This window comes from Aureimonas psammosilenae (assembly GCF_009176975.1).
Lineage (GTDB): Bacteria > Pseudomonadota > Alphaproteobacteria > Rhizobiales > Rhizobiaceae > Plantimonas > Plantimonas psammosilenae.
The window spans coordinates 30,816-51,327 of sequence record NZ_WEZG01000005.1 but is presented as its reverse complement, the minus strand read 5'-3'; the positions used below and the strand labels follow the sequence as shown (position 1 = coordinate 51,327).

20 protein-coding genes are annotated in these 20,512 nt (G+C 65.1%); 15 read left to right on the top strand and 5 right to left on the bottom strand.

What is annotated here, in order from left to right; genetic code table 11:
• Positions 1–76: 76 nt before the first annotated feature.
• From tal to sdhA, 5 genes are all read left to right on the top strand, one after another.
• Complete coding sequence (gene tal / locus F9929_RS10830; protein WP_152046595.1) at positions 77–1,057, top strand: transaldolase; 981 nt, start codon at positions 77–79, stop codon at positions 1,055–1,057.
• Positions 1,058–1,316: 259 nt separating this feature from the next.
• A complete protein-coding gene (locus F9929_RS10825) occupies positions 1,317–1,784 on the top strand; it encodes a GNAT family N-acetyltransferase (protein ID WP_152046594.1) in 468 nt (155 codons plus the stop codon).
• A 166-nt stretch (positions 1,785–1,950) separates the two neighbouring features.
• Positions 1,951–2,340, top strand: a complete 390-nt coding sequence (gene sdhC / locus F9929_RS10820) for a succinate dehydrogenase, cytochrome b556 subunit (RefSeq protein WP_152046593.1) — start codon at positions 1,951–1,953, stop codon at positions 2,338–2,340.
• A gap of 10 nt (positions 2,341–2,350) precedes the next feature.
• A complete protein-coding gene (gene sdhD / locus F9929_RS10815) occupies positions 2,351–2,728 on the top strand; it encodes a succinate dehydrogenase, hydrophobic membrane anchor protein (protein ID WP_152046592.1) in 378 nt (125 codons plus the stop codon).
• Between the two features lie 3 nt (positions 2,729–2,731).
• Entirely contained in the window at positions 2,732–4,585 is a 1,854-nt protein-coding gene (sdhA, locus tag F9929_RS10810; RefSeq protein WP_152046591.1) for a succinate dehydrogenase flavoprotein subunit, read from the top strand.
• Positions 4,586–4,717: 132 nt separating this feature from the next.
• Here sdhA and F9929_RS10805 read toward each other — a convergent pair whose 3' ends face one another.
• The 3 genes from F9929_RS10805 to F9929_RS10795 all read right to left on the bottom strand — a co-directional run bounded on the left by F9929_RS10805 (position 4,718) and on the right by F9929_RS10795 (position 9,478).
• A complete protein-coding gene (locus F9929_RS10805) occupies positions 4,718–5,626 on the bottom strand; it encodes a sensor domain-containing diguanylate cyclase (protein WP_152046590.1) in 909 nt (302 codons plus the stop codon).
• Positions 5,627–5,951: 325 nt separating this feature from the next.
• Positions 5,952–7,664: an adenine deaminase gene (gene ade, locus F9929_RS10800; RefSeq protein WP_152046589.1), complete on the bottom strand. Its 1,713-nt coding sequence runs from the start codon at positions 7,662–7,664 to the stop codon at positions 5,952–5,954.
• A gap of 32 nt (positions 7,665–7,696) precedes the next feature.
• Entirely contained in the window at positions 7,697–9,478 is a 1,782-nt protein-coding gene (locus tag F9929_RS10795) for a GGDEF domain-containing protein (protein ID WP_152046588.1), read from the bottom strand.
• 252 nt (positions 9,479–9,730) lie between these two features.
• On the opposite strand from F9929_RS10795, the gene F9929_RS10790 reads away from it, so the two are divergent.
• Positions 9,731–10,510 (top strand): succinate dehydrogenase iron-sulfur subunit, encoded by a 780-nt coding sequence (locus tag F9929_RS10790; protein ID WP_152046587.1) that lies wholly within the window; start codon positions 9,731–9,733, stop codon positions 10,508–10,510.
• 49 nt (positions 10,511–10,559) lie between these two features.
• On the opposite strand, the gene F9929_RS10785 is transcribed toward F9929_RS10790, so the two are convergent.
• Positions 10,560–11,261 (bottom strand): SDR family oxidoreductase, encoded by a 702-nt coding sequence (locus F9929_RS10785; RefSeq protein ID WP_152046586.1) that lies wholly within the window; start codon positions 11,259–11,261, stop codon positions 10,560–10,562.
• Positions 11,262–11,369: 108 nt separating this feature from the next.
• Here F9929_RS10785 and F9929_RS10780 point away from each other — a divergent pair, with 108 nt between their 5' ends.
• The 9 genes from F9929_RS10780 to F9929_RS10740 all read left to right on the top strand — a co-directional run bounded on the left by F9929_RS10780 (position 11,370) and on the right by F9929_RS10740 (position 19,717).
• Positions 11,370–13,559 (top strand): primosomal protein N', encoded by a 2,190-nt coding sequence (locus tag F9929_RS10780; protein WP_152046847.1) that lies wholly within the window; start codon positions 11,370–11,372, stop codon positions 13,557–13,559.
• Between the two features lie 40 nt (positions 13,560–13,599).
• Entirely contained in the window at positions 13,600–13,824 is a 225-nt protein-coding gene (locus F9929_RS10775) for a hypothetical protein (RefSeq protein ID WP_152046585.1), read from the top strand.
• Complete coding sequence (locus F9929_RS10770) at positions 13,821–14,108, top strand: type II toxin-antitoxin system RelE/ParE family toxin (RefSeq protein WP_193227705.1); 288 nt, start codon at positions 13,821–13,823, stop codon at positions 14,106–14,108. Before F9929_RS10775 ends, F9929_RS10770 begins: the two co-directional genes overlap by 4 nt.
• Before the next feature lie 82 nt (positions 14,109–14,190).
• Positions 14,191–14,589: an AGROH133_08824 family phage infection protein gene (locus F9929_RS10765; RefSeq protein ID WP_152046583.1), complete on the top strand. Its 399-nt coding sequence runs from the start codon at positions 14,191–14,193 to the stop codon at positions 14,587–14,589.
• 214 nt (positions 14,590–14,803) lie between these two features.
• Positions 14,804–15,364 carry a F0F1 ATP synthase subunit delta gene (locus tag F9929_RS10760; protein ID WP_152046582.1) on the top strand — a complete coding sequence of 187 codons (561 nt, stop codon included), beginning with the start codon at positions 14,804–14,806 and terminating at the stop codon, positions 15,362–15,364.
• Positions 15,364–16,893, top strand: coding sequence for a F0F1 ATP synthase subunit alpha (gene atpA / locus F9929_RS10755; protein WP_152046581.1), 1,530 nt, complete (start codon positions 15,364–15,366; stop codon positions 16,891–16,893). Before F9929_RS10760 ends, atpA begins: the two co-directional genes overlap by 1 nt.
• 33 nt (positions 16,894–16,926) lie before the next feature.
• Entirely contained in the window at positions 16,927–17,817 is an 891-nt protein-coding gene (locus tag F9929_RS10750) for a F0F1 ATP synthase subunit gamma (protein WP_152046580.1), read from the top strand.
• A 22-nt stretch (positions 17,818–17,839) separates the two neighbouring features.
• Positions 17,840–19,309: a F0F1 ATP synthase subunit beta gene (atpD, locus tag F9929_RS10745; RefSeq protein ID WP_152046579.1), complete on the top strand. Its 1,470-nt coding sequence runs from the start codon at positions 17,840–17,842 to the stop codon at positions 19,307–19,309.
• A gap of 3 nt (positions 19,310–19,312) precedes the next feature.
• The gene (locus tag F9929_RS10740) at positions 19,313–19,717 is read left to right on the top strand and encodes a F0F1 ATP synthase subunit epsilon (protein ID WP_152046578.1); all 405 of its coding nucleotides are present in this window, start codon (positions 19,313–19,315) and stop codon (positions 19,715–19,717) included.
• A gap of 257 nt (positions 19,718–19,974) precedes the next feature.
• Here F9929_RS10740 and F9929_RS10735 read toward each other — a convergent pair whose 3' ends face one another.
• A complete protein-coding gene (locus tag F9929_RS10735) occupies positions 19,975–20,493 on the bottom strand; it encodes an RNA pyrophosphohydrolase (protein WP_152046577.1) in 519 nt (172 codons plus the stop codon).
• Between the last annotated feature and the right edge of the window lie 19 nt (positions 20,494–20,512).

Sequence of the window (20,512 nt, the reverse complement as noted above, 5' to 3'; positions counted from 1 at the left end):
TCGGGGGGTCGGATTCGGCGAGCGAAGCGCCTATATGGGGCGTGATCGACCGTCACGTCATCGGGAGAAACCTGAAATGCCCAGCAAACTCCAGCAACTGCGCGAGATGACCCTCGTCGTCGCCGATACCGGCGATATCGATGCGGTGAAGCGTCTCAAGCCGGTCGATTGCACCACCAATCCCTCGCTCGTGCTGAAAGCCGTCGGTCTGCCGCTTTTCGCCGAGAAGTTCGACGAGGCGCTCGACTGGGGCCGCTCGCAGAACCTTTCCGACGAGCAGCGCGTCGTGAAGATCGGCGATCGTCTCGCCATCTCCGTCGGCGCGGAACTGACCAAGCTCGTGGAAGGCCGCGTGTCGACCGAAGTCGACGCCGACCTGTCCTTCGACACGGAAGGCTCCATCAAGAAGGCGCACGAGATCATCGCGGCCTATGGGGAGCGCGGCGTTTCCAAGGACCGCATCCTCGTCAAGCTCGGCTCAACCTGGGAAGGCATCCGTGCGGCGGAACAGCTCCAGAAAGCCGGCATCGACTGCAACATGACGCTGATCTTCAACAAGGCGCAGGCCATCGCCGCCGCCGAAGCCGGCGCGTTCCTGATCTCGCCCTTCGTCGGCCGCATCCTCGACTGGCACGTGAAGGCCAGCGGCAAGACCTATTCCTCCGACGAAGATCCGGGCGTCGTGTCGGTGAAGGAAATCTACCGCTACTACAAGGCGCACGGCATCGACACCGTGGTCATGGGTGCGTCCTTCCGCAATACCGGCGAGATCGAGCAACTGGCGGGCTGCGACCGCCTCACCATATCGCCCTCGCTTCTCGATGAACTCGACAAGGACCAGGGCACCTTGGAGCGCAAGCTCCATCCCGAGATGGACGGCGCCAAGCCCGAGCGCGTTTCCATGGACGAGCGCGCCTTCCGCTGGGCGATGAACGAGGACGCGATGGCGACGGAAAAACTCGCCGAGGGCATCCGCCAGTTCAACGCCGACCTTCAGAAGATGCGCGGCCTGATCGCCGAGCGTCTCGGTCTCGGCGCGCGCGAAGCCGCCGAATAAGACCGACAAGGTTCGGGGGAAGCCATCCGCTTCCCCCGTTTCCATCGGTGCCGAGAGGCTGTCTGAGAAGTCTCCGGCGGAGGTCCGGCCGGGGATTTTTCGGTACTTGCAAGGCGACAAACGCAGTCGATGCCGGCGGCATCGGCGAGGATTGGCAACGAAGCAATACCGGAAAAGCACTGCCGGACCGACCCGGAAGGCTTCTCGGACAGCCTCTAAGTATCTTGACCGCCGCTTCGTTCGGAGGGACAGGAGCGGAATGGAAGTTCTGCCGCATCCCGATATCGAGATCAGGCTCCTGCGCTTGAAGGATGCGCGCGATTTCGCGCCCCTCATCGCGGCCTATAACCAGGACATGTTTCGCGGTGCGCCGAGCGCCCCGGACAAGCTCTATGCCGAACAGCTTCTTCAGGACCGCAGCGCCGAGATCCTCGGCGCGCGTCTCGACGGCGCCCTTGTCGGCTTCGTGATGTTCTACGACTTGCCGGATCTCTTCACCGGCATGCGCTCAGGCCTTGCCGACCATCTTTATGTCGACCACCGGCATCGGCGAAAAGGCATCGCTCGCGCCATGGTGGACCTTCTGGCGGAAGAAGCCGACACGCGCGGCTGGTCGAAGCTTGTTCTCCATGCACCGCGCAATCCCGGCCCGAGCCGCTTGTTCTACGATTCGGTCGCCGTCACGGCGGATTGGTCGAGCTATGTCATCCGCTTCACCGGGCGCTGACGGGAACCGACGCCCACCGCGTCTCTAATCGATTTTGACGCCCCCGCGCTCCTTTGACCGATTCCAAGGTCTTGCATTCGACCGCGCGATGACCTTTTAGCTGTAAGGCAAGACGCGGGATGCGGTGCAGCGAAGATTCCGCGCCCGGCCGCATCGAGGAGCCTTCATGTCGACCACGAAGATCGTCCGTCCCCTTTCCCCGCATCTGACGGTCTACCGATTCCGGCCGACAATGGCGGCCTCGATCACGCACCGCGTCACGGGCGGCGCGCTTTATGTCGGCACGCTTCTGGTCGTGTGGTGGCTGGCGGCCGCGGCCAGCGGGCCGGCGGCCTTCGCCTGGGCATCCTGGTTCTTCGGCTCGATCATCGGCCGGCTGGTGCTGTTCGCCTATAGCTGGGTGCTGATCCACCACATGCTCGGCGGCATCCGCCACTTCATCTGGGACACGGGACACGGCCTCCAGAAGGAGACCTCGACCAAGCTCGCGGTCGCCAATTACGCCGGCTCGCTCGGCCTCACCGCCCTGCTCTGGCTCGTCGTCGCGATCGTCTGAGGAAAACACCATGAAGATGCGCACCGACCTTTCCCGCGTTCGCGGTCTTGGCGCGGCCCATGACGGCACCGGCCATTTCTGGCACCAGCGGCTCAGCGGTATTTCCAACGCGATCCTCCTGACCGCCTTCGTGATCCTCCTCGTCGTCCTCCACGACGGCACCTATGCGGATGTTCGCGCCGCCTTCGCCAACCCGTTCGTCGGTCTCGTGATGGCGCTGACGATCGTTTCCGCAACCTTCCATATGCGGCTCGGGATGCAGGTCATCATCGAGGACTACATCCACGGGCACCTGCGCGTTCCGCTGCAGATCCTGAACACCTTTTTCGCCATCCTCGTCGCCGCGGTCTCCTTGATCGCGATCGGCAGGCTGACCTTCGGAGCCTGAGATATGGTCCATTCCGACACGCCGAGCGGCGGCCAGCCGCACCGCACCACCCGCGTCACCGACGGCAAGGCCTACGAGTTCATCGACCACACCTTCGACGTGGTGGTGGTGGGCGCCGGCGGTGCCGGCCTTCGCGCGACGCTCGGCGCGGCGCAGGCCGGCCTCAAGACCGCCTGCATCTCGAAGGTCTTCCCGACGCGCTCGCACACCGTCGCCGCGCAAGGGGGCGTCGCGGCGTCGCTCGGCAACATGGGCAAGGACGACTGGCGCTGGCATATGTACGACACCGTGAAGGGGTCGGACTGGCTGGGCGACCAGGACGCCATCGAGTATCTCGTGCGCGAAGCCCCGGCCGCCGTCTACGAGCTGGAGCATTTCGGCGTGCCGTTCAGCCGCACGGAAGACGGACGCATCTATCAGCGCCCCTTCGGCGGCATGACGACCGAGTTCGGCGAAGGACCGGCCGCGCAGCGCACCTGCGCCGCCGCCGACCGCACCGGCCACGCCATCCTCCACACGCTCTACGGCCAGTCGCTCCGTTATTCCTCGGAATTCTTCATCGAGTATTTCGCGATCGACCTCATCATGGATGAGGAAGGCGCCTGCCGGGGCGTCGTCGCGCTTTGCATGGATGACGGCACGATCCACCGCTTCCGCGCCAAGAAGACGATCCTGGCGACCGGCGGCTATGGCCGCGCCTATTTCTCCGCGACCTCGGCCCATACCTGCACGGGCGACGGCAACGCCATGGTGCTGCGCGCCGGCCTGCCGCTGCAGGACATGGAATTCGTGCAGTTCCACCCGACCGGCATCTACGGCGCAGGCTGCCTCATCACGGAAGGCGCGCGCGGCGAAGGCGGTTACCTGACGAATTCCGAAGGCGAGCGCTTCATGGAGCGCTATGCGCCCTCCGCCAAAGATCTGGCTTCGCGCGACGTGGTGTCACGCTCCATGACCATGGAGATCCGCGACGGCCGGGGCGTCGGCAAGAACAAGGACCATATCTTCCTTCATCTCGACCATCTGGACCCGAAAATCCTGGCCGAGCGTCTGCCCGGCATTTCGGAATCGGCGCGCATCTTCGCGGGCGTGGATGTCACGCGCGAGCCGATCCCGGTTCTGCCGACCGTCCATTACAACATGGGCGGCATCCCGACGAACTATCACGGCGAGGTTCTGACCAAGAAGAACGGCGATGCCGACACCGTCGTGCCCGGCTTGATGGCGGTCGGCGAAGCGGCCTGCGTGTCCGTTCACGGCGCCAACCGGCTCGGCTCCAACTCGCTGATCGATCTCGTGGTCTTCGGCCGCGCGGCGGCGCTTCGCTGCGCCGAAACGGTGACGCCCGGCCAGAGCCATGCGCCTTTGCCGGCCGATGCCGGGGAGAACTCGCTCGCGCGCCTCGATCGCTTCCGCCACGCCAAGGGCTCGACGCCGACGGCGGTGCTTCGCGACCAGATGCAGCGCACGATGCAGTCGAACTGCGCCGTGTTCCGCACCGGCGAAGTGCTGGAAGAGGGTCACACCAAAATCCACGAAGTCTGGCAGGGCTCGGAGGATGTCGACGTCAAGGACCGCTCTCTCATCTGGAACACGGACCTCATCGAGACACTGGAATACGACAACCTCATCAGCCAGGCCGTCGTCACCATGGACTCGGCGCTGGCCCGCCAGGAATCGCGCGGTGCCCATGCGCGCGAGGACTTCCCCGATCGCGACGACCAGAACTGGATGAAGCACACGCTGAGCTTCTGCGACACGGTGGGCAAGACCGTCACCCTGGACGACCGCCCGGTGCACACCTACACGCTGTCCAACGAGATGGAATACATCAAGCCGAAGAAGCGCGTTTACTGATCCGCTTGGCTCATCGAGCGATCACGGCCCGCGAAAGCGGGCCGTTTCGCGTTGATGGATCGGCTGGCGAACAACACCGTCTGAAGCCTGCCCATCGGCAGTTCCGGCAATCTACCTGACGGAGAAGGTTAATTACTCGCGGCTTGCCTGAGCGCCACGGCCATTGACCTTGGCACTATACATCGCGTTGTCGCAGTGGCGAAGCAGAGCATCGCAGGACTGCCCGTCCTGCGGGATCAGCGCGAGCCCGGCGCTGGCGCCGATCGCGACCGGGTTGCCGAACACCAGATAGGGCTCGCTGACCCTGTCCTGGATTCGCCCCAGGGCGTCATCCGCGAATCGGGGATCGGGGAGATCGGGGATCAGGATCACGAACTCGTCGCCGCCGACCCTGGCGACGGTGTCGCTCGATCGGACCGCTCCGCGCAGACGAACCGCGACCTGACGCAAAAGCTCGTCTCCGGCATGGTGGCCGAGATGGTCGTTGACATGCTTGAACCGGTCGAGGTCCAGCCCGACCACCGCTGCGGGAGCGTCGGGAGATGACCGCGCGATGGCCCCTTCGAGACGCTCCTGCAACAGGACGCGGTTCGCCAGACCCGTCATGGCATCGTGATGCGCCAGATAGGCGAGCTGGAATTCGCGCTGCTTCAGTTCGGTGATGTCGACGCGCGTGCCGATGGTCCCGCCGCTCGCGAGCCTTCGCTCCTCCACCCGAATCCAGCGCGAACCGGCGATCTGATGCTCGTATCGCGAGAAAGGCTGGCGATGTCGCGCCATACGCTCCGCCAGCCAATCCGTTTCGCGTCCAACGGCGGCAGGAACCTGCTTCAGTTCCAAGAGCTGGCGCAGGTAGTCCTCGAACAATTGTCCGACGAGCGGGGAATGCGCGCTTTCGGCGTAGAACTCTTCGTACTTGGCGTTCCAGAAAAGGTAGCGATCCTCGGCGTCGAAAATCACCGCCGCTTCCGGGAGCAGCTCGATCGTTTCGCGAAACAGCGAGAGCGGGTCAAGTTTTTCGTGGGTATTGGATGGACTCATGGTCGAACGCTTGGATGGATGCTACCGCACTGTAAGTGCATGACCTTTCCCCAAAGATAGAAGCACCTTCGAGGACGAAGTTCAGCCCTGCCGAGTTTCCGTTTTCAAACGTCGCAGTCACCTCAAAGGCTCTTAGGTATTCGGCCCCCTGCCATACCGTCACCCCATCCGCATCCGCTTTTCCGCTCGAAGAGCGGGTTTGTCGAAACTCAAGTCGCAGCTTACGGAATTCGCTCTAAGATTAAGTGAAGCGCAAATTTCCATCTTGTCCGAGACCCGAACCATGCTTCATGCCCGTTCGCTCGGATGAGCGACAGGCGGTCCCTCACCCCTCCACCAGTTCGAACCGATCGACATCCACCAGTCCCTTGTCGGTGATCTTGAGGTGCGGGATCACGGGAAGCGGCAGAAAGGCGACCTGAAGGAAGGGCTCGGGCAGAACGACGCCGAGGCCCTTGGCGGCCTGCCGGAGTTCGATCAGCGTCGCGGTGATCTCCTCGTAGGGTTTGAGGCTCATGAGGCCTGCCACGGGAAGGGCGATGGAGGCGAGGACCGTGCCTCCTTCCACCACGACGAAGCCGCCTTCCATGGTTCCGAGCGCGTTCACCGCCGCCGCCATGTCCGCCTCGTTCGCCCCGACCACGGTGATGTTGTGCGAATCGTGGCCGACGGAGGAAGCGATCGCGCCGCGCTTCATGCCGAAGCCGTGGACGAAGCCGATTCTGATATTGCCGTTGACGCCGTGGCGCTCCACCACGGCGACCTTCACCGCGTCCTGCGCAAGGTCGATCAGCCGCTCGCCATCGCGGTAAGGCAGGGTCATCTCGTGGCGAAGGGTGATGATCTTGCCCGGCACGACGCCGATCACGGGGGTCGCGGGGCCGGAGCCCATGGCGCGGAAATCCTCGGCCTCCACGTGGCGCGCCTTCACGCTGTTCCGGCCTATCGGCGCGACGGGCCGGCGGGCGGCGAAAAGCGCGTCGTCCACCACACGCCCGGCGGACAGGACGGTCGAGACACGGCATTCGCCGAGATCGTCGAGGACCACGAGATCGGCCCGCATGCCGGGCGCGACGAGGCCGCGGTCATACAGGCCGAAGGCGCGCGCCGCCGACCATGACGCGGCCCGGTACGCGGCGAGCGGCGGGCAGCCGAGCGCGATCGCGGTGCGGATGATGAAGTCGAAATGCCCTTCCTCCGCGATATCGAGCGGGTTCCGGTCATCCGTGCAGAAGGCGAGGAACGGCGAGGTCCGCTCGGTCAGGATGGGAGCGAGGGCGTGGAGGTCCTTGGAAACGGAGCCTTCGCGGATCAGCACCGTCATGCCCTTGCGCAGCTTCTCCATGGCCTCGTCCGCCGTCGTCGCTTCGTGCTCGGTGCGGATGCCGCTCGCGATATAACCGTTGAGGTCCTGGCCGCGCAGAAGCGGCGCGTGGCCGTCGATATGGCGACCGGCGAAGAGCGTAAGCTTCTCCATGACGCCTGCGTCCTTCATCAGGACGCCGGGGAAGTTCATGAATTCGGCGAGCCCGATGACCTTCGGATGATGCATGAAGGGCTGGAGGTCGGCGGCCAGAATGCGCGCGCCGGAGGTTTCCAGATGGTCCGTCGCGGGGACGCAGGACGAAAGCTGGACGCGCAGGTCCATCGCCATGGTCTCGGCATTCTCCAGAAACCACCGAAAGGCCTCGGTGCCGAGGACATTGGCCATCTCGTGCGGATCGCAGATGCCCGTGGTGACGCCGCGCGGCAGAACGCAGCGCTCGAATTCCTGCGGCGGCATCAGCGAGGATTCGACGTGGAAATGCGTATCGATGAAGCCCGGAACGACGATCCGGCCCGTGATGTCGATTTCCCGCGCGCCGCGATAATCGGTGCAAAAGGTGCCGACGATCCGGTCTGCGCAGATCGCGATATCGGAGGAAACGAGTTCGCCCGTGACGAGATCGAGAAAGCGCCCGTTCTTCAGGACGAGATCGGCGCTTTCGCGCCCCCGCCCCTGGTCGATGGCGCTTGCGAGAAAGTGGCCGTGTTTCATCGATCGTCATCCCCTGTCGGCGCGGCGCGGTTTCAGGCGGCCGATGGCATCTCCTCCATGTCCCCGCCATCCAGCCGCACGCAATCGCGCCCGTTCGCCTTTGCGCGATAAAGTGCGCGATCGGCTGCGCCAAGCAAGCGGGGCCAGCCGGAAGATCCGAGAAGTCCGGCCGCGACCCCGAAGCTCGCTCGAACCGCGACCTCCCCGCCGGCCTGACCGAGCGGAACGGGAGCGGAGCGAAGGGCGGCGCGCATTTCCTCGGCGGTGCGCAGCGCGTCGCCGACATTGCCGCCGGGAAGAAGAACGGCGAATTCCTCGCCGCCGAGCCGGGCGATCACCCCCTTGGAGCCGAGCGAATCGGCCAGCCGCCGCGCCACGGAGCGCAGGACGTCGTCCCCCGCCTGATGGCCGAACGTATCGTTGATCGACTTGAAATGATCGATATCGGCGATCACGAGGCAGAAGCGCGCTGCTTCCTCGCCGGCCGGCAGGACAAGGGCGAAACGCTCCAGCGCACGCCGGTTCCAGACGCCGGTGAGGCCATCGGTCTCGGCCTGCTTCTGCAATTCGGCCATGGTCACGGCGCGTTCGCGCAACCGGTGACGAAGAACCGCGAGCGCCTCGAAAAGGCGGACGAGTTCCAGCATTCGGGGCCGGGCGCCGAAATCCGGCGAATCCTCGCCGCTCGCCAGCGCCAGCGCGATCCGTCGGGCCTGAAGAAGCGGACGGAGAACACGCAAACGCAACCACGCGAAAAGCGCCGCCAGGCAGGCGAGAACCACGATCGCCGCCGCGCCGGCCGCGCAAAGCCGCCGGAAAGCGGCTTCCTCGTCCCTTTCCAGAAGGTTCGCCATGTTGGCGAGATAGGCTTCGCGCAGCTCTTCCAGCGGCATCATGGTCGGCACGTAGAGCCGCGTCAGGTCGCCGACGCTCATGGGATAGGACCCGAGGCTTCCACCCACCACCATGGACGCGATCAAGGATTGGCCGGTGCCGAAGTAAACGGCTTCGACCTTCGCAGCGACCGCCTCCAGCGGGCCGCCACCGTTGAATTCCGATTGCCCGCGCAGAAGGTCCCAGAGCTGGTGCAGCCGCCCCTGCATGCGCGCCACCTGCTCCAGCTCCAACGGCGAGAGCCGCTCGTTGCGCGCGATGGCGGGAACGATGATCGAGCCGAGGCGCCCGGCATATTCGCGCAGGTCGCTCGCCCCGCTCGCCACCGTGGCGACGCTCGCCAGGGCCGGATTCCGGCGCCCGAGAACGCCGATCTGCCGAATGGAGATTTCGCGTATGGCGTCGAAGGCGGCGAACATCTGGGCGATGGCGCGCTTGATCTCCGCATCGGGCCGATGCTGGCCGGGCATGTCGGCGACGCGGTCGATCTGGTTGCGACCGTAAAGAAGGGCCTGCCGGGCCGCGTCCATCAGCTTCGTCAGCTCGCGCCGCTCGGCGTCGCCCGTTTCGGGTTGGCGCATGGCCACGACAAGCTCGCCGAGGGCGCGATCGGTCTCGTCGCGCGCGGCCACGATACGCCATCTCGCGCTGACGATATTCTCCTCAGACGACGTCATCAGGCTGTTTGCCGGTCCGCGCTCGGCCGAAACACGATTGGCGGCGTCGAAGGTCGCGCGCAAACGCGCCGTTTCGCCGAGATTGGAGCGGGCGGCGGTATAGGCGTTCCAGAACGGCCCGAGGGAGCTTGCCGTCAGGCCGAGAAGGCACAGGACGATGAAGGCGAAGGAAAGCGACAGCAGAAGATCGAGACTGCTCGCTCTTGCCTCCCTTCTTCTTCGATCACGCCGGTGCTTCGTCATGGATTCGTCCGCTTCGTCGAGCCTTTCTTAAAGAGGGCTGCTTTCCCAATCGGGTTACGGAATGGGGAATCGATCGGAACGGTAAGTGTTCGGTGAACGAACCTTCCGCCGGGGCACTGGCTGGTGCTGCCGACCGCAAAAGAACTTTCAACCGATTTGCGATATGTCCTGCGTGGCTTTGCCGCTTTCGTTTTGCGGCCGGGCCCTTTATGTTTCGACACGTTCCAAACTGGCAGCCGGTTTTAGTCCCCGATGGTCGAGCTTACCCTCCCGAAGAACTCCCGCATCACCAAGGGCAAGGTGTGGGAGAAACCGGCGGGCGCCAAGAACGTGCGCGAGTTCGGTATCTATCGCTGGTCGCCGGACGACGAGGAAAATCCGCGGATCGACACTTTCTATGTCGATACCGACGATTGCGGGCCGATGGTGCTCGACGCGCTTCTGTGGATCAAGAACAAGGTCGATTCGACCCTGACGCTGCGCCGCTCGTGCCGCGAAGGCATCTGCGGCTCCTGCTCCATGAACATCGACGGCGCCAACACGCTGGCCTGCACCAAGGGCATGGACGAGGTGAAGGGGGCCATCAAGGTCTATCCCCTGCCCCACATGCCGGTGATCAAGGATCTCGTGCCCGACCTGACGGTTCCCTACGCGCAGCTTCGCTCCATCGATCCTTGGCTGAAGACGGAAACCCCGACGCCCGAGAAGGAATGGCGCCAGAGCCATTCGGACCGCGAGAAGCTGGACGGCCTTTACGAGTGCATCCTGTGCTTCTGCTGCCAGACCTCGTGCCCAAGCTATTGGTGGAACGGCGAGCGTTATCTCGGACCCGCCGTTCTTCTCCAGGCCTATCGCTGGCTGATCGATTCGCGCGACGAAGCGACGGGCGAGCGGCTCGACAACCTGGAAGACCCCTTCCGGCTTTACCGCTGCCACACGATCATGAACTGCACGCAGACCTGCCCGAAGGGCCTGAACCCGGCCAAGGCCATCGCCGAGATCAAGAAGATGATGGTCGAGCGCCGGGTCTGAAGACTTCACCGGCAAGGGCGCCGTTTCCAGGCGGCGCCCTGCTTTTGCGTCACACGGACCGGGTGATGCCGCCGTCGATGCGGATATTCTGGCCGGTGATATAAGACGACTTGTCGGACGCCAGGAAGCCGACGAGTTCGGCGACTTCCTCGACCGTGCCGTAGCGCTTCATCGGGATCTGCCGCACGCGCTCCTCGTTTGGCGCGAAGGAATCGATGAAGCCCGGCAAGACGTTGTTCATGCGGATGCCGTGGCCGGCATGTTTGTCGGCGAAGAGCTTGGCGAAGGACGCAAGCCCTGCGCGGAACACCGCCGACGTCGGAAAGGCGGGGTCGGGCTCGAAGGCGGCGAAGGTCGAGATATTGACGATCGAGCCGGCCTTCTGCGCTTCCATCGCCGGCAGTACGAGGCGGCTCGCGCGGATCATCGGCAGAAGATAGGTGTCCATGCCTTCGTGCCAGTCGGTGTCGGAAAGCGCCATGAGATCGCCGCGCGGTCCGTGACCGGCGCTGTTGACGAGGGCGTCGACCCGGCCCCAACGCGTCAGCGCGGCCTCGACCAACGCCTTCACGTCTTCCTCCGAACGGTTCGAGCCGGTGACGCCGATGCCGCCGAGTTCGCGGCCCAGCGCCTCGCCCTTGCCCGACGACGACAGGATTCCCACTTCGAACCCGTCGTCCTTGAGCTTGCGTGCGGCTTCGGCTCCCATGCCGCTGCCGCCTCCGATGATGAGGGCGACTTTCGTGACCATGCGCCTTTTCTCCCGATCCGCTAGAAGGAGCGACCGGCATTGCCGGACGACGAGGTGAAGATAAGCCGGAACGGCGCCGACGTGAACGAGCACCCGCAATCGACATTGATGGAGGATCTGTTCGGCCCCGCTCGGGTCGTGCCGGTGCTCGTACCACTGCCTTCCGAGCGGCCCTATTCCTATGTCGTGCCGGAAGGAATGGCCGTGGAGCCCGGCTCCATCGTCCAGGTGCCGCTCGGGCCCCGTCAGGTCGCGGGCGTCGTCTGGGACGAGGAAAGCGCGCCGGACGCCATCGATCCGAAGAAGCTGAAGGCGGTCACCCGCGTCTTCGACTGCCCTCCCTTGTCGAAGGACATGCGGCGCTTCATCGACTGGGTCTCCGCCTATACGCTCTCGCCCCCCGGCCTCGTGGTGCGCATGGCGCTGCGCGCGCCGACCGCCTTCGATCCCGAGCCGCCGACCGAAGGCATCGCCCTGACCGATACGCGGCCGCAGAAGCTGACCGCCGCGCGGGCCAAGGTGATCGAAACCGCAGAAAAGGCGGAAAGCTGGACGCGGTCGGGCTTGGCCCGCGCGGCGGGCGTCACCTCTTCCGTGATCGACGGCCTCCTGACGCTCGGCACGTTCCGCCCCGTTTCGCTGCCGGCCTTTCCCGTCGTTCAGCCGCCCGACACGCGGCACGCCCGCGCAAATCTCAGCGAGCTTCAACGGGCCGCCGCCGAACCGCTGGCCGCGAGCGTCGGAACCGGCGGGTTTTCCGTGACGCTTCTGGAAGGCGTGACGGGCTCGGGCAAGACGGAGGTTTATTTCGAAGCGGTCGCGGCGGCCTTGGAAGCCGGGCGGCAAGTCCTGATCCTCCTGCCCGAGATCGCACTGACGCAAAGCTTCATCGACCGATTCGGCCAGCGTTTCGGCTCCGAGCCAGCCCAATGGCATTCGGACTTGGCCCCAAGGACCCGCGAACGCGTTTGGCGTCAGGTGGCGGAAGGGCGCGTGCGCGTCGTCGCCGGCGCGCGCTCGGCCTTGTTTCTGCCCTTCAAGGATCTCGGCCTCATCGTGATCGACGAGGAGCACGACCCCGCCTACAAGCAGGAGGACCGCACCTTCTATAACGCCCGCGACATGGGCGTGGTGCGCGGGCGCATCGGCGGCTTTCCGGTGGTGCTGGCCTCCGCCACGCCTTCCCTGGAAACGCGGGTGAATGCCGAAGGTGGGCGCTACAACCATCTGAAGCTCGGTGCCCGCTTCGCCGAAGCCGCGCTCCCCGATCTGAGCCTCATCGACATGCGCAACCACCCGCCGGAGCGCGGGCGCTTCATCTCGCCGGTTCTGATCTCGGCGATTCGCGACACGGTGCTGCGCGGCGAGCAGGCGCTTCTTTTCCTCAACCGCCGGGGCTACGCGCCGCTGACGCTCTGCCGCTCCTGCGGCCATCGGTTCGAATGCGGCGATTGTTCGAGCTGGCTCGTGGATCATCGCCTGCGCGGCGTTCTCCAGTGCCACCATTGCGGCTTCTCGCGCCCCCGTCCCGAGGCCTGCCCGGAATGCGGCACGCTCGACCATCTCGTGGCTTGCGGGCCGGGCGTCGAGCGCATCGCCGAGGAAATGCTGGAAACCTTCCCGGACGCGCGCACCATTCTTCTGTCCTCCGATCTTCTCGGCGGGCCGAAGAGGTTGCGGCGCGAACTCGACGCCATCGCCGACGGCGAGGCCGACATCGTGATCGGCACGCAGCTCGTCGCCAAGGGTCACCATTTCCCGAAGATGACGCTGGTCGGGGCGGTGGATGCCGATCTCGGCCTGTCGAACGGCGATCCGCGCGCCGCAGAGCGCACCTTCCAGCTCCTTCATCAGGTGACGGGCCGCGCCGGACGCTCGGGCCTGCCGAGCCGGGGAATGATCCAGACCTTTCAGCCCGAGCATCCGGTGATGCAGGCGATCGCCAGCGGCAAGCCCGCTGCCTTCTACGCGCGGGAAGCGGCCGAGCGCGAGCGCGCCGGCCTGCCGCCGTTCGGACGTCTCGCATCCGTGATCGTTTCGGCAGAAGTGAAAAGGGAAGCCGAGGACCATGCACGGGCGCTTCGGCGCGCGGCGCCCGACGATGGCGAGATCGAGATCCTCGGGCCCGCCGAAGCGCCGCTGGCCCTCGTGCGCGGCCGCCACCGTTTCCGGCTCCTCGTGATGGCGGGGCGAAACGCGCGGCTTCAGACCTATCTGCGCCGCATGTTCGCGGAAGCGCCCAACCCGCGCGGCACGGTCCACGTGCAGATCGACGTCGACCCGCAAAGCTTCCTGTGACGCTCTTTTCTTGAGCCCGCCACGCGGGCATATTCCACCCATGACGGAACTCATGGAAATGGCCATCCAGCGCATCCGCGCCCTGCCGCCCGAACGGCAGGACGAAGTTGCACGCCTCCTGATGGATATGGCGGACGGCGAAGACGTCTACGTCCTGTCGCCGGAGGAGGAGGCTTCCTTCGCGAAAGCCTTCGCCGACATCGAAGCCGGACGCTTGGTTTCATCGGAGCAGATGCAGTCCGTGTGGAAAAAGTACGGCGGGTGAGCGTCAGCTACGCCGAAACAGCGGTCGCAGAGATCGAAGAGATTCTTGATTTTCTGAAAGAACGCTCTCCCAGCGCGGCCGCGTCCCTCCGCGGCAGTCTGCAGGAAATCGAACAGCGGCTCGCTTCTCACCCGTTGACCGGGAGCCCCGTCTCGGCGCGCGGTCAGTCGATGCGTCGACTGGTCGTCCAACCTTATCTACTATTTTACCGAGTGAGCGGGCCCGATGTCCTCGTCGTTGGCCTTCGCCACGCCGCGCGCCATGCCTCCTCCATGCCGAGCTGAACCTTCGCCGAATCACCATCCGGCTTTTCCCGCGCGGGCAAAGCGGGTAGGCAGTCGCGCCGCCCTGCCGCGAGGATTAGCCATGTTCGAAATCGCCCTGCCGGAAACGAATGCCGACCTCCTGCCTTTCCTGGCGGCGGCGATCACGATCCTGATCGGGCTTTTCGGCCTCTTCGCGCCGCGTCTTTTTCTTCGTGTCCTGAAGCTGCAGGCGACGCCGCTTCGCCCGGAGGCGGTGGCCGAGGCGCGCTCCACGATGGGTGGCTTCTATATCGGCAACGGCTTGATGGGCCTGCTGCTTTTCGACCAGCCCACGGTCCAGTTGATGCTCGGGGGCTCCTGGGCCATCGCTGCCTTCGGGCGCCTCGTGTCGATTCTTTCCGACAAGGGCGGCACAGTCTTCAACGTACTGATTCTGTTTCTGCAACTGGCGCTCGCGGCGGCGCCGCTTCTTGCCGCCTTTGGAATGATTCCGAACTGACATCCATCGCGTCTCCGTGAAAGCGGCGAAAGGGGGGCAAGGAGCCGGCTTACGGCGTTGTCGAGCCGGAAACCCTATGCTAGAGGGTCCCTGCCCTGCGAGAGGGCCAGCCGGCGGACCGCATTCCGCTGGGAGGATCAGAAAACCTATTCAAGCACTTGGCAGCCGACCTCCTGCCTCATGCTCGAATGCAGCAGGAAGAGAAGCGCTCGTAGTGGCCAGATCATCCTCTCCGGTGTCCGGAGTCGCAGAACGCTACGCCCTTTCCCTGTTCGAGCTCGCCCGCGACGAGGGCCAGATCGACACCGTCGAATCCGAACTGAATCAATTTGCGCGGGCCATCGACGAGGACGCCGATTTCCGGCGTTTCGTGGAAAGCCCGCTGTTTTCCGCCGATGAACAGGTGCGCGCCATTTCCGCCATCGTGGACGCGTCGCATCCGAGCGCCTTGACCGGCAACTTCCTGAAGGTCGTGGCCGCCAATCGCCGCCTTTTCGCCCTGCCCGGCATGATTCGCGGCTTCCGGCATCTCGCCGCCGCCCATCGCGGCGAGGTCGAAGCGGAAGTCACCAGCGCCCATCCGCTGAACGACGAGCAGCGCCGTCAGCTCGTCGAAACGCTCGGCGCCTATGCCAAGAAGACCGTCACGGTGCGTGAAAACGTCGATCCCGCGATCCTGGGCGGCCTCGTCGTCCAGATCGGCTCGCGCCAGATCGACACGTCGATTCGCACCAAACTCAACTCCCTCAAGTTCGCGCTGAAAGAGGCCCGCTGATGGAAATCCGCGCCGCGGAAATCTCCGCAATCCTGAAGAACCAGATCAAGAACTTCGGCACGCAAGCCGAAGTCTCCGAAGTCGGCACGGTTCTGTCCGTCGGCGACGGCATCGCGCGCGTCTACGGGCTCGACAGCGTCCAGGCCGGCGAAATGGTCGAGTTCCCGGGCGGCGTGCAGGGCATGGCCCTCAACCTCGAGCGCGACAATGTCGGCGTCGTGGTGTTCGGCCCGGACCGCGACATCAAGGAAGGCGACACCGTGCGCCGCACCGGCGCCATCGTGGAAGTGCCGGTCGGCAAGGGCCTTCTCGGCCGCGTGGTCGACGGTCTCGGCAACCCGATCGACGGCAAGGGCCCGATCGAGGGCGCAGAGCGCCGCCGCGTCGACGTCAAGGCGCCGGGCATCATCCCGCGCAAGTCCGTGCATGAACCGATGTCGACGGGCCTCAAGGCCATCGACGCGCTGATCCCGATCGGCCGTGGCCAGCGCGAGCTCGTGATCGGCGACCGTCAGACCGGCAAGACCGCGATCCTGCTCGACACCTTCCTGAACCAGAAGCCGGCCCATGACGAAGGGCGCACGAGCGACCAGCTCTTCTGCATCTACGTCGCCGTCGGCCAGAAGCGCTCCACCGTCGCGCAGTTCGTCCGCACGCTCGAAGAGCGCGGCGCGATGGCCTATTCCATCGTGATCGCCGCCACCGCCTCGGACCCCGCGCCGATGCAGTACATCGCGCCCTTCACCGGCTGCGCCATGGGCGAATATTTCCGCGACAACGGCATGCACGCCGTGATCGCCTATGACGACCTGTCCAAGCAGGCCGTTTCCTACCGCCAGATGTCGCTGCTTCTGCGCCGTCCGCCGGGCCGCGAAGCCTATCCGGGCGACGTGTTCTATCTCCATTCGCGCCTTCTGGAGCGCGCCGCCAAGCTCAACGACGAGCTGGGTGCGGGCTCGCTCACCGCCCTCCCCGTCATCGAGACGCAGGCGAACGACGTGTCCGCCTATATCCCGACCAACGTGATCTCGATCACCGACGGCCAGATCTTCCTCGAGACCAACCTCTTCTACCAGGGCATCCGCCCGGCGGTGAACGTCGGTCTGTCCGTGTCCCGCGTCGGCTCGGCCGCGCAGGTCAAGGCCATGAAGCAGGTCGCCGGCTCGATCAAGGGCGAGCTCGCGCAGTATCGCGAGATGGCTGCCTTCGCGCAGTTCGGCTCCGATCTCGACGCCTCGACGCAGCGCCTTCTCAACCGCGGCGCGCGCCTCACCGAACTCCTCAAGCAGCCGCAATTCTCGCCGCTGAAGACCGAGGAGCAGGTGGCGGTGATCTTCGCTGGGACGCAAGGCTATCTCGACAAGCTGGCCGTGAACCAGGTCGGCGCGTTCGAGCAGGGCCTTCTGTCTTCGCTGCGCACCGAGCACAAGGAAATCCTCGACACCATCGCCCGCGAGAAGGCGCTGTCCGACGACACCCGCGCCAAGCTCAAGTCGGCCTTGGATTCCTTCGCCAAGACCTTCGCCTAACCCTTTTCCGAAGACACCGGAGACAAGCCGCCGATGCCTTCACTGAAGGACCTGCGCAACCGCATCGCCTCCGTCAAGGCGACGCAGAAGATCACCAAGGCCATGCAGATGGTCGCGGCGGCCAAGCTCCGTCGCGCGCAGGAGGCGGCCGAGGCCGCGCGGCCCTATTCGGACCGCCTGGCCTCCGTCATCGCCAACATCGCGGGAGCCACCGGGGGCGACGACGCCCCCGCCCTGATGACGGGATCGGGCAAGGAGGACAGGCACCTCCTCGTCGTGTTCACGTCCGACCGCGGTCTCGCGGGCGGCTTCAACGCCCAGATCGTGCGGCTCGTGCGCGAGCACATCCGCCGTCTGGAGGCGGCCGGCAAGACGGTCAAGATCATGGCCGTCGGCCGCAAGGGCGTCGATATCCTGCGCCGCGATCACGGCGACAAGATCGTCGACCGGATGGAGCTTCGCGACGTGAAGCAGGTCGGCTTCGCCAATGCCGAGGAGATCGGCGAGAAGGTGATCGACCGTTTCGCGGCCGGCGAGTTCGACGTCGCCACCATCTTCTTCTCCGAATTCCGCAACGTCATTACGCAGGTTCCGACCGCGCGTCGCATCATCCCGGCGGTCGCCGAGGAAGGCACGACAACCGCGCCCGAAGCCCGCACCGGCGGCAATCTCGTCTACGAGTACGAGCCGGACCCGGCCGAGATCCTCGCCGATCTCGCGCCACGCAACATCAAGGTCCAAGTGCTTCGCGCGCTTCTGGAAAACGCCGCTTCCGAACAGGGCGCCCGCATGAGCGCCATGGATTCGGCGACGCGCAATGCCGGCGACATGATCAACCGCTTGTCGATCTCCTACAACCGGCAGCGCCAAGCCCAGATCACGACCGAACTCATCGAAATCATCGCGGGCGCGGAAGCGCTCTGACGTCAGGCAAGGAAGCCTTCTCATGTCCGACACCTACAACCCGTCGCAAGGCCACGACACGCCCAAGCTGAGGGGCCGCGTCGCCCAGGTCATCGGCGCCGTGGTGGACGTCGAATTCGACGAGCACCTGCCGCCGATCCTGAACGCGCTGGAAACCAACAACGGCGGCAACCGCCTCGTTCTCGAAGTCGCGCAGCATCTGGGCGAGAACACCGTCCGCACCATCGCCATGGACCTTTCCGAAGGCCTCGTGCGTGGCCAGGAAGTGTTCGACACCGGCGCGCCGATCGAGGTTCCGGTCGGTGACGGCACGCTCGGCCGCATCATGAACGTCATCGGCGAGCCGATCGACGAAGTCGGCCCGATCAAGTTCGAGTCCAAGCGCTCCATCCACCAGTTGGCGCCGCCCTATATCGAGCAGTCGCCGGAATCCCAGATCCTCGTCACCGGCATCAAGGTCATCGACCTCCTCGCGCCCTATGCGCGCGGCGGCAAGATCGGCCTCTTCGGCGGCGCAGGCGTCGGCAAGACGGTTCTGATCCAGGAACTCATCAACAACGTCGCGAAGGCGCACGGTGGTTACTCGGTGTTCGCCGGCGTCGGCGAGCGCACCCGCGAGGGCAACGATCTCTACCACGAGATGATCGAGTCCGGCGTGAACAAGGACCCGCACGAGAACAACGGCTCCACCGAAGGCTCCAAGGCCGCTCTCGTCTACGGCCAGATGAACGAGCCGCCGGGCGCCCGTGCCCGCGTCGCGCTGACCGGCCTCACCATCGCCGAGCATTTCCGCGACCAGGGCCAGGACGTTCTGTTCTTCGTCGACAACATCTTCCGCTTCACGCAGGCGGGCTCGGAAGTGTCGGCGCTTCTCGGCCGCATCCCCTCGGCCGTAGGCTACCAGCCGACGCTCGCCACCGACATGGGCTCGATGCAGGAGCGCATCACGACGACGACCAAGGGCTCGATCACTTCCGTGCAGGCCATCTACGTGCCCGCCGACGATCTGACCGACCCGGCGCCGGCGACCTCCTTCGCCCACTTGGACGCGACCACCGTGCTCAACCGCGCGATCTCGGAAAAGGGCATCTACCCGGCGGTGGACCCGCTGGATTCCACCTCACGCATGCTGTCGCCGATGATTCTCGGCGAAGAGCACTACGAGGTCGCCCGCAAGGTCCAGCAGACCCTTCAGCGCTACAAGTCGCTGCAGGACATCATCGCCATTCTCGGCATGGACGAGCTTTCCGAAGAGGACAAGCTGACGGTGGCCCGCGCCCGCAAGGTCGAGCGCTTCCTGTCCCAGCCCTTCTTCGTGGCCGAGGTCTTCACCGGCTCGCCGGGGCAGCTCGTTCCGCTGGAAGACACGATCCGCTCCTTCAAGGGTCTGGTCGAGGGCGAATACGATCATCTGCCGGAAGCCGCCTTCTACATGGTCGGCTCCATCGATCAGGCGATCGAGAAGGCCAAGAAGCTCGCGCAGGCCGCCTAAACCATGGCCGATAGCTTCTCCTTCGAGCTCGTCTCGCCTGAGCGCCTTCTCGTTTCCGAGCAGGTGACGGCGGTCGTCGCGCCCGCGACGGAGGGCTACATGACCGTCATGGCGCGCCACGCGCCCTTGATGACGACGCTGAAGCCCGGCGTCGTCACCGCGACGCTGGCCGGCGGCACTGAACGCCGGTTCTTCGTGCAGGGCGGTTTCGCCGACATCTCGCCGGAAGGCTTCACGCTTCTCGCCGAGCACGCGACGCCGGCCGAGGAACTCGACGCCGCCAAGCTCGACGAGTTCATCCGCAAGGCGGAAGAGGTCGAACGCGACGCGAAGACGCCGGAAGCCAAGCTTCGGGCGGTCGGACAGGTCGCTAGCCTCCGCGATGCCCGATCGGCACTCGGCCTTTAAAGGCACAGCAAGTTTCGAATCGGAAGGCGGGCTTCGGTCCGCCTTTTTTCGTTGGAAGGGGTGAGTTGGCTTCTCAGCGAGGCAACAGAGGGTGGACGTCGCTCGTTGTTGGGGCGACGCCGGACTGCTGTAGCCTCTGCGGCATTCGAAACGAGGAGGCGAGCGGAAGGCCGGGCAGTTCATTCCTGCACCTGATAGCTAAGAAAGGCAGAGCCGAAGCGAGACGCGCTCCTTAACCGACTCCCGAGCGGTAAGACCTAGACCAGCTCGTAACGCTTGAACCCGCCGATCACCACTTCGTAGACGGCGCGCTTGAAGGGCACGATGAGGTCCAAAACCTCGTCCATCGGCTTCCACGCCCATTCCTCGAATTCGGCCGAATGACCGCCGGGCGGCGGGTCGATCTGGATCTCGCTTTCTTCCCCTTCGAAGCGGAAGGCGAACCACTTCTGGCGTTGGCCGCGAAAGCGCCCTTTCAGCGCGATGCCGACGAGTTGCGGCGGCAGGTCGTAGGTGACCCAGTCCTCGCTTTCGCCGAGCAGCGAAACGGAGCGGATGCCGGTTTCCTCAAAAAGTTCGCGCATCGCCGCGGGAAGCGGGTCCTCGCCCTCGTCGATACCGCCTTGCGGCATCTGCCAGAGCGCTGTCGCGCCCTCCATCTCGCCCTTCGGCTCCACGAGCCGCTTGCCGACCCAAACCTTGCCTTCGGCGTTCAGCACCATGATGCCGACGCAGGGGCGGTAGGGGAGCGTTTCGAAGTCGATGGGCGCGACCATGGGCGTTTCCCGAAAATGT

Coding starts and splice junctions, on each gene's coding strand:
- F9929_RS10735 (WP_152046577.1), bottom strand. CDS start 20,493: ATGGTCGCGCCCATCGACTTCGAAACGCTCCCCTACCGCCCCTGCGTC.
- atpD (WP_152046579.1), top strand. CDS start 17,840: ATGTCCGACACCTACAACCCGTCGCAAGGCCACGACACGCCCAAGCTG.
- F9929_RS10785 (WP_152046586.1), bottom strand. CDS start 11,261: ATGGTCACGAAAGTCGCCCTCATCATCGGAGGCGGCAGCGGCATGGGA.
- F9929_RS10795 (WP_152046588.1), bottom strand. CDS start 9,478: ATGACGAAGCACCGGCGTGATCGAAGAAGAAGGGAGGCAAGAGCGAGC.
- F9929_RS10775 (WP_152046585.1), top strand. CDS start 13,600: ATGACGGAACTCATGGAAATGGCCATCCAGCGCATCCGCGCCCTGCCG.
- F9929_RS10790 (WP_152046587.1), top strand. CDS start 9,731: ATGGTCGAGCTTACCCTCCCGAAGAACTCCCGCATCACCAAGGGCAAG.
- F9929_RS10750 (WP_152046580.1), top strand. CDS start 16,927: ATGCCTTCACTGAAGGACCTGCGCAACCGCATCGCCTCCGTCAAGGCG.
- F9929_RS10805 (WP_152046590.1), bottom strand. CDS start 5,626: ATGAGTCCATCCAATACCCACGAAAAACTTGACCCGCTCTCGCTGTTT.
- atpA (WP_152046581.1), top strand. CDS start 15,364: ATGGAAATCCGCGCCGCGGAAATCTCCGCAATCCTGAAGAACCAGATC.
- F9929_RS10780 (WP_152046847.1), top strand. CDS start 11,370: ATGGAGGATCTGTTCGGCCCCGCTCGGGTCGTGCCGGTGCTCGTACCA.
- F9929_RS10825 (WP_152046594.1), top strand. CDS start 1,317: ATGGAAGTTCTGCCGCATCCCGATATCGAGATCAGGCTCCTGCGCTTG.
- sdhC (WP_152046593.1), top strand. CDS start 1,951: ATGTCGACCACGAAGATCGTCCGTCCCCTTTCCCCGCATCTGACGGTC.
- tal (WP_152046595.1), top strand. CDS start 77: ATGCCCAGCAAACTCCAGCAACTGCGCGAGATGACCCTCGTCGTCGCC.
- F9929_RS10740 (WP_152046578.1), top strand. CDS start 19,313: ATGGCCGATAGCTTCTCCTTCGAGCTCGTCTCGCCTGAGCGCCTTCTC.
- F9929_RS10765 (WP_152046583.1), top strand. CDS start 14,191: ATGTTCGAAATCGCCCTGCCGGAAACGAATGCCGACCTCCTGCCTTTC.
- sdhA (WP_152046591.1), top strand. CDS start 2,732: ATGGTCCATTCCGACACGCCGAGCGGCGGCCAGCCGCACCGCACCACC.
- sdhD (WP_152046592.1), top strand. CDS start 2,351: ATGAAGATGCGCACCGACCTTTCCCGCGTTCGCGGTCTTGGCGCGGCC.
- ade (WP_152046589.1), bottom strand. CDS start 7,664: ATGAAACACGGCCACTTTCTCGCAAGCGCCATCGACCAGGGGCGGGGG.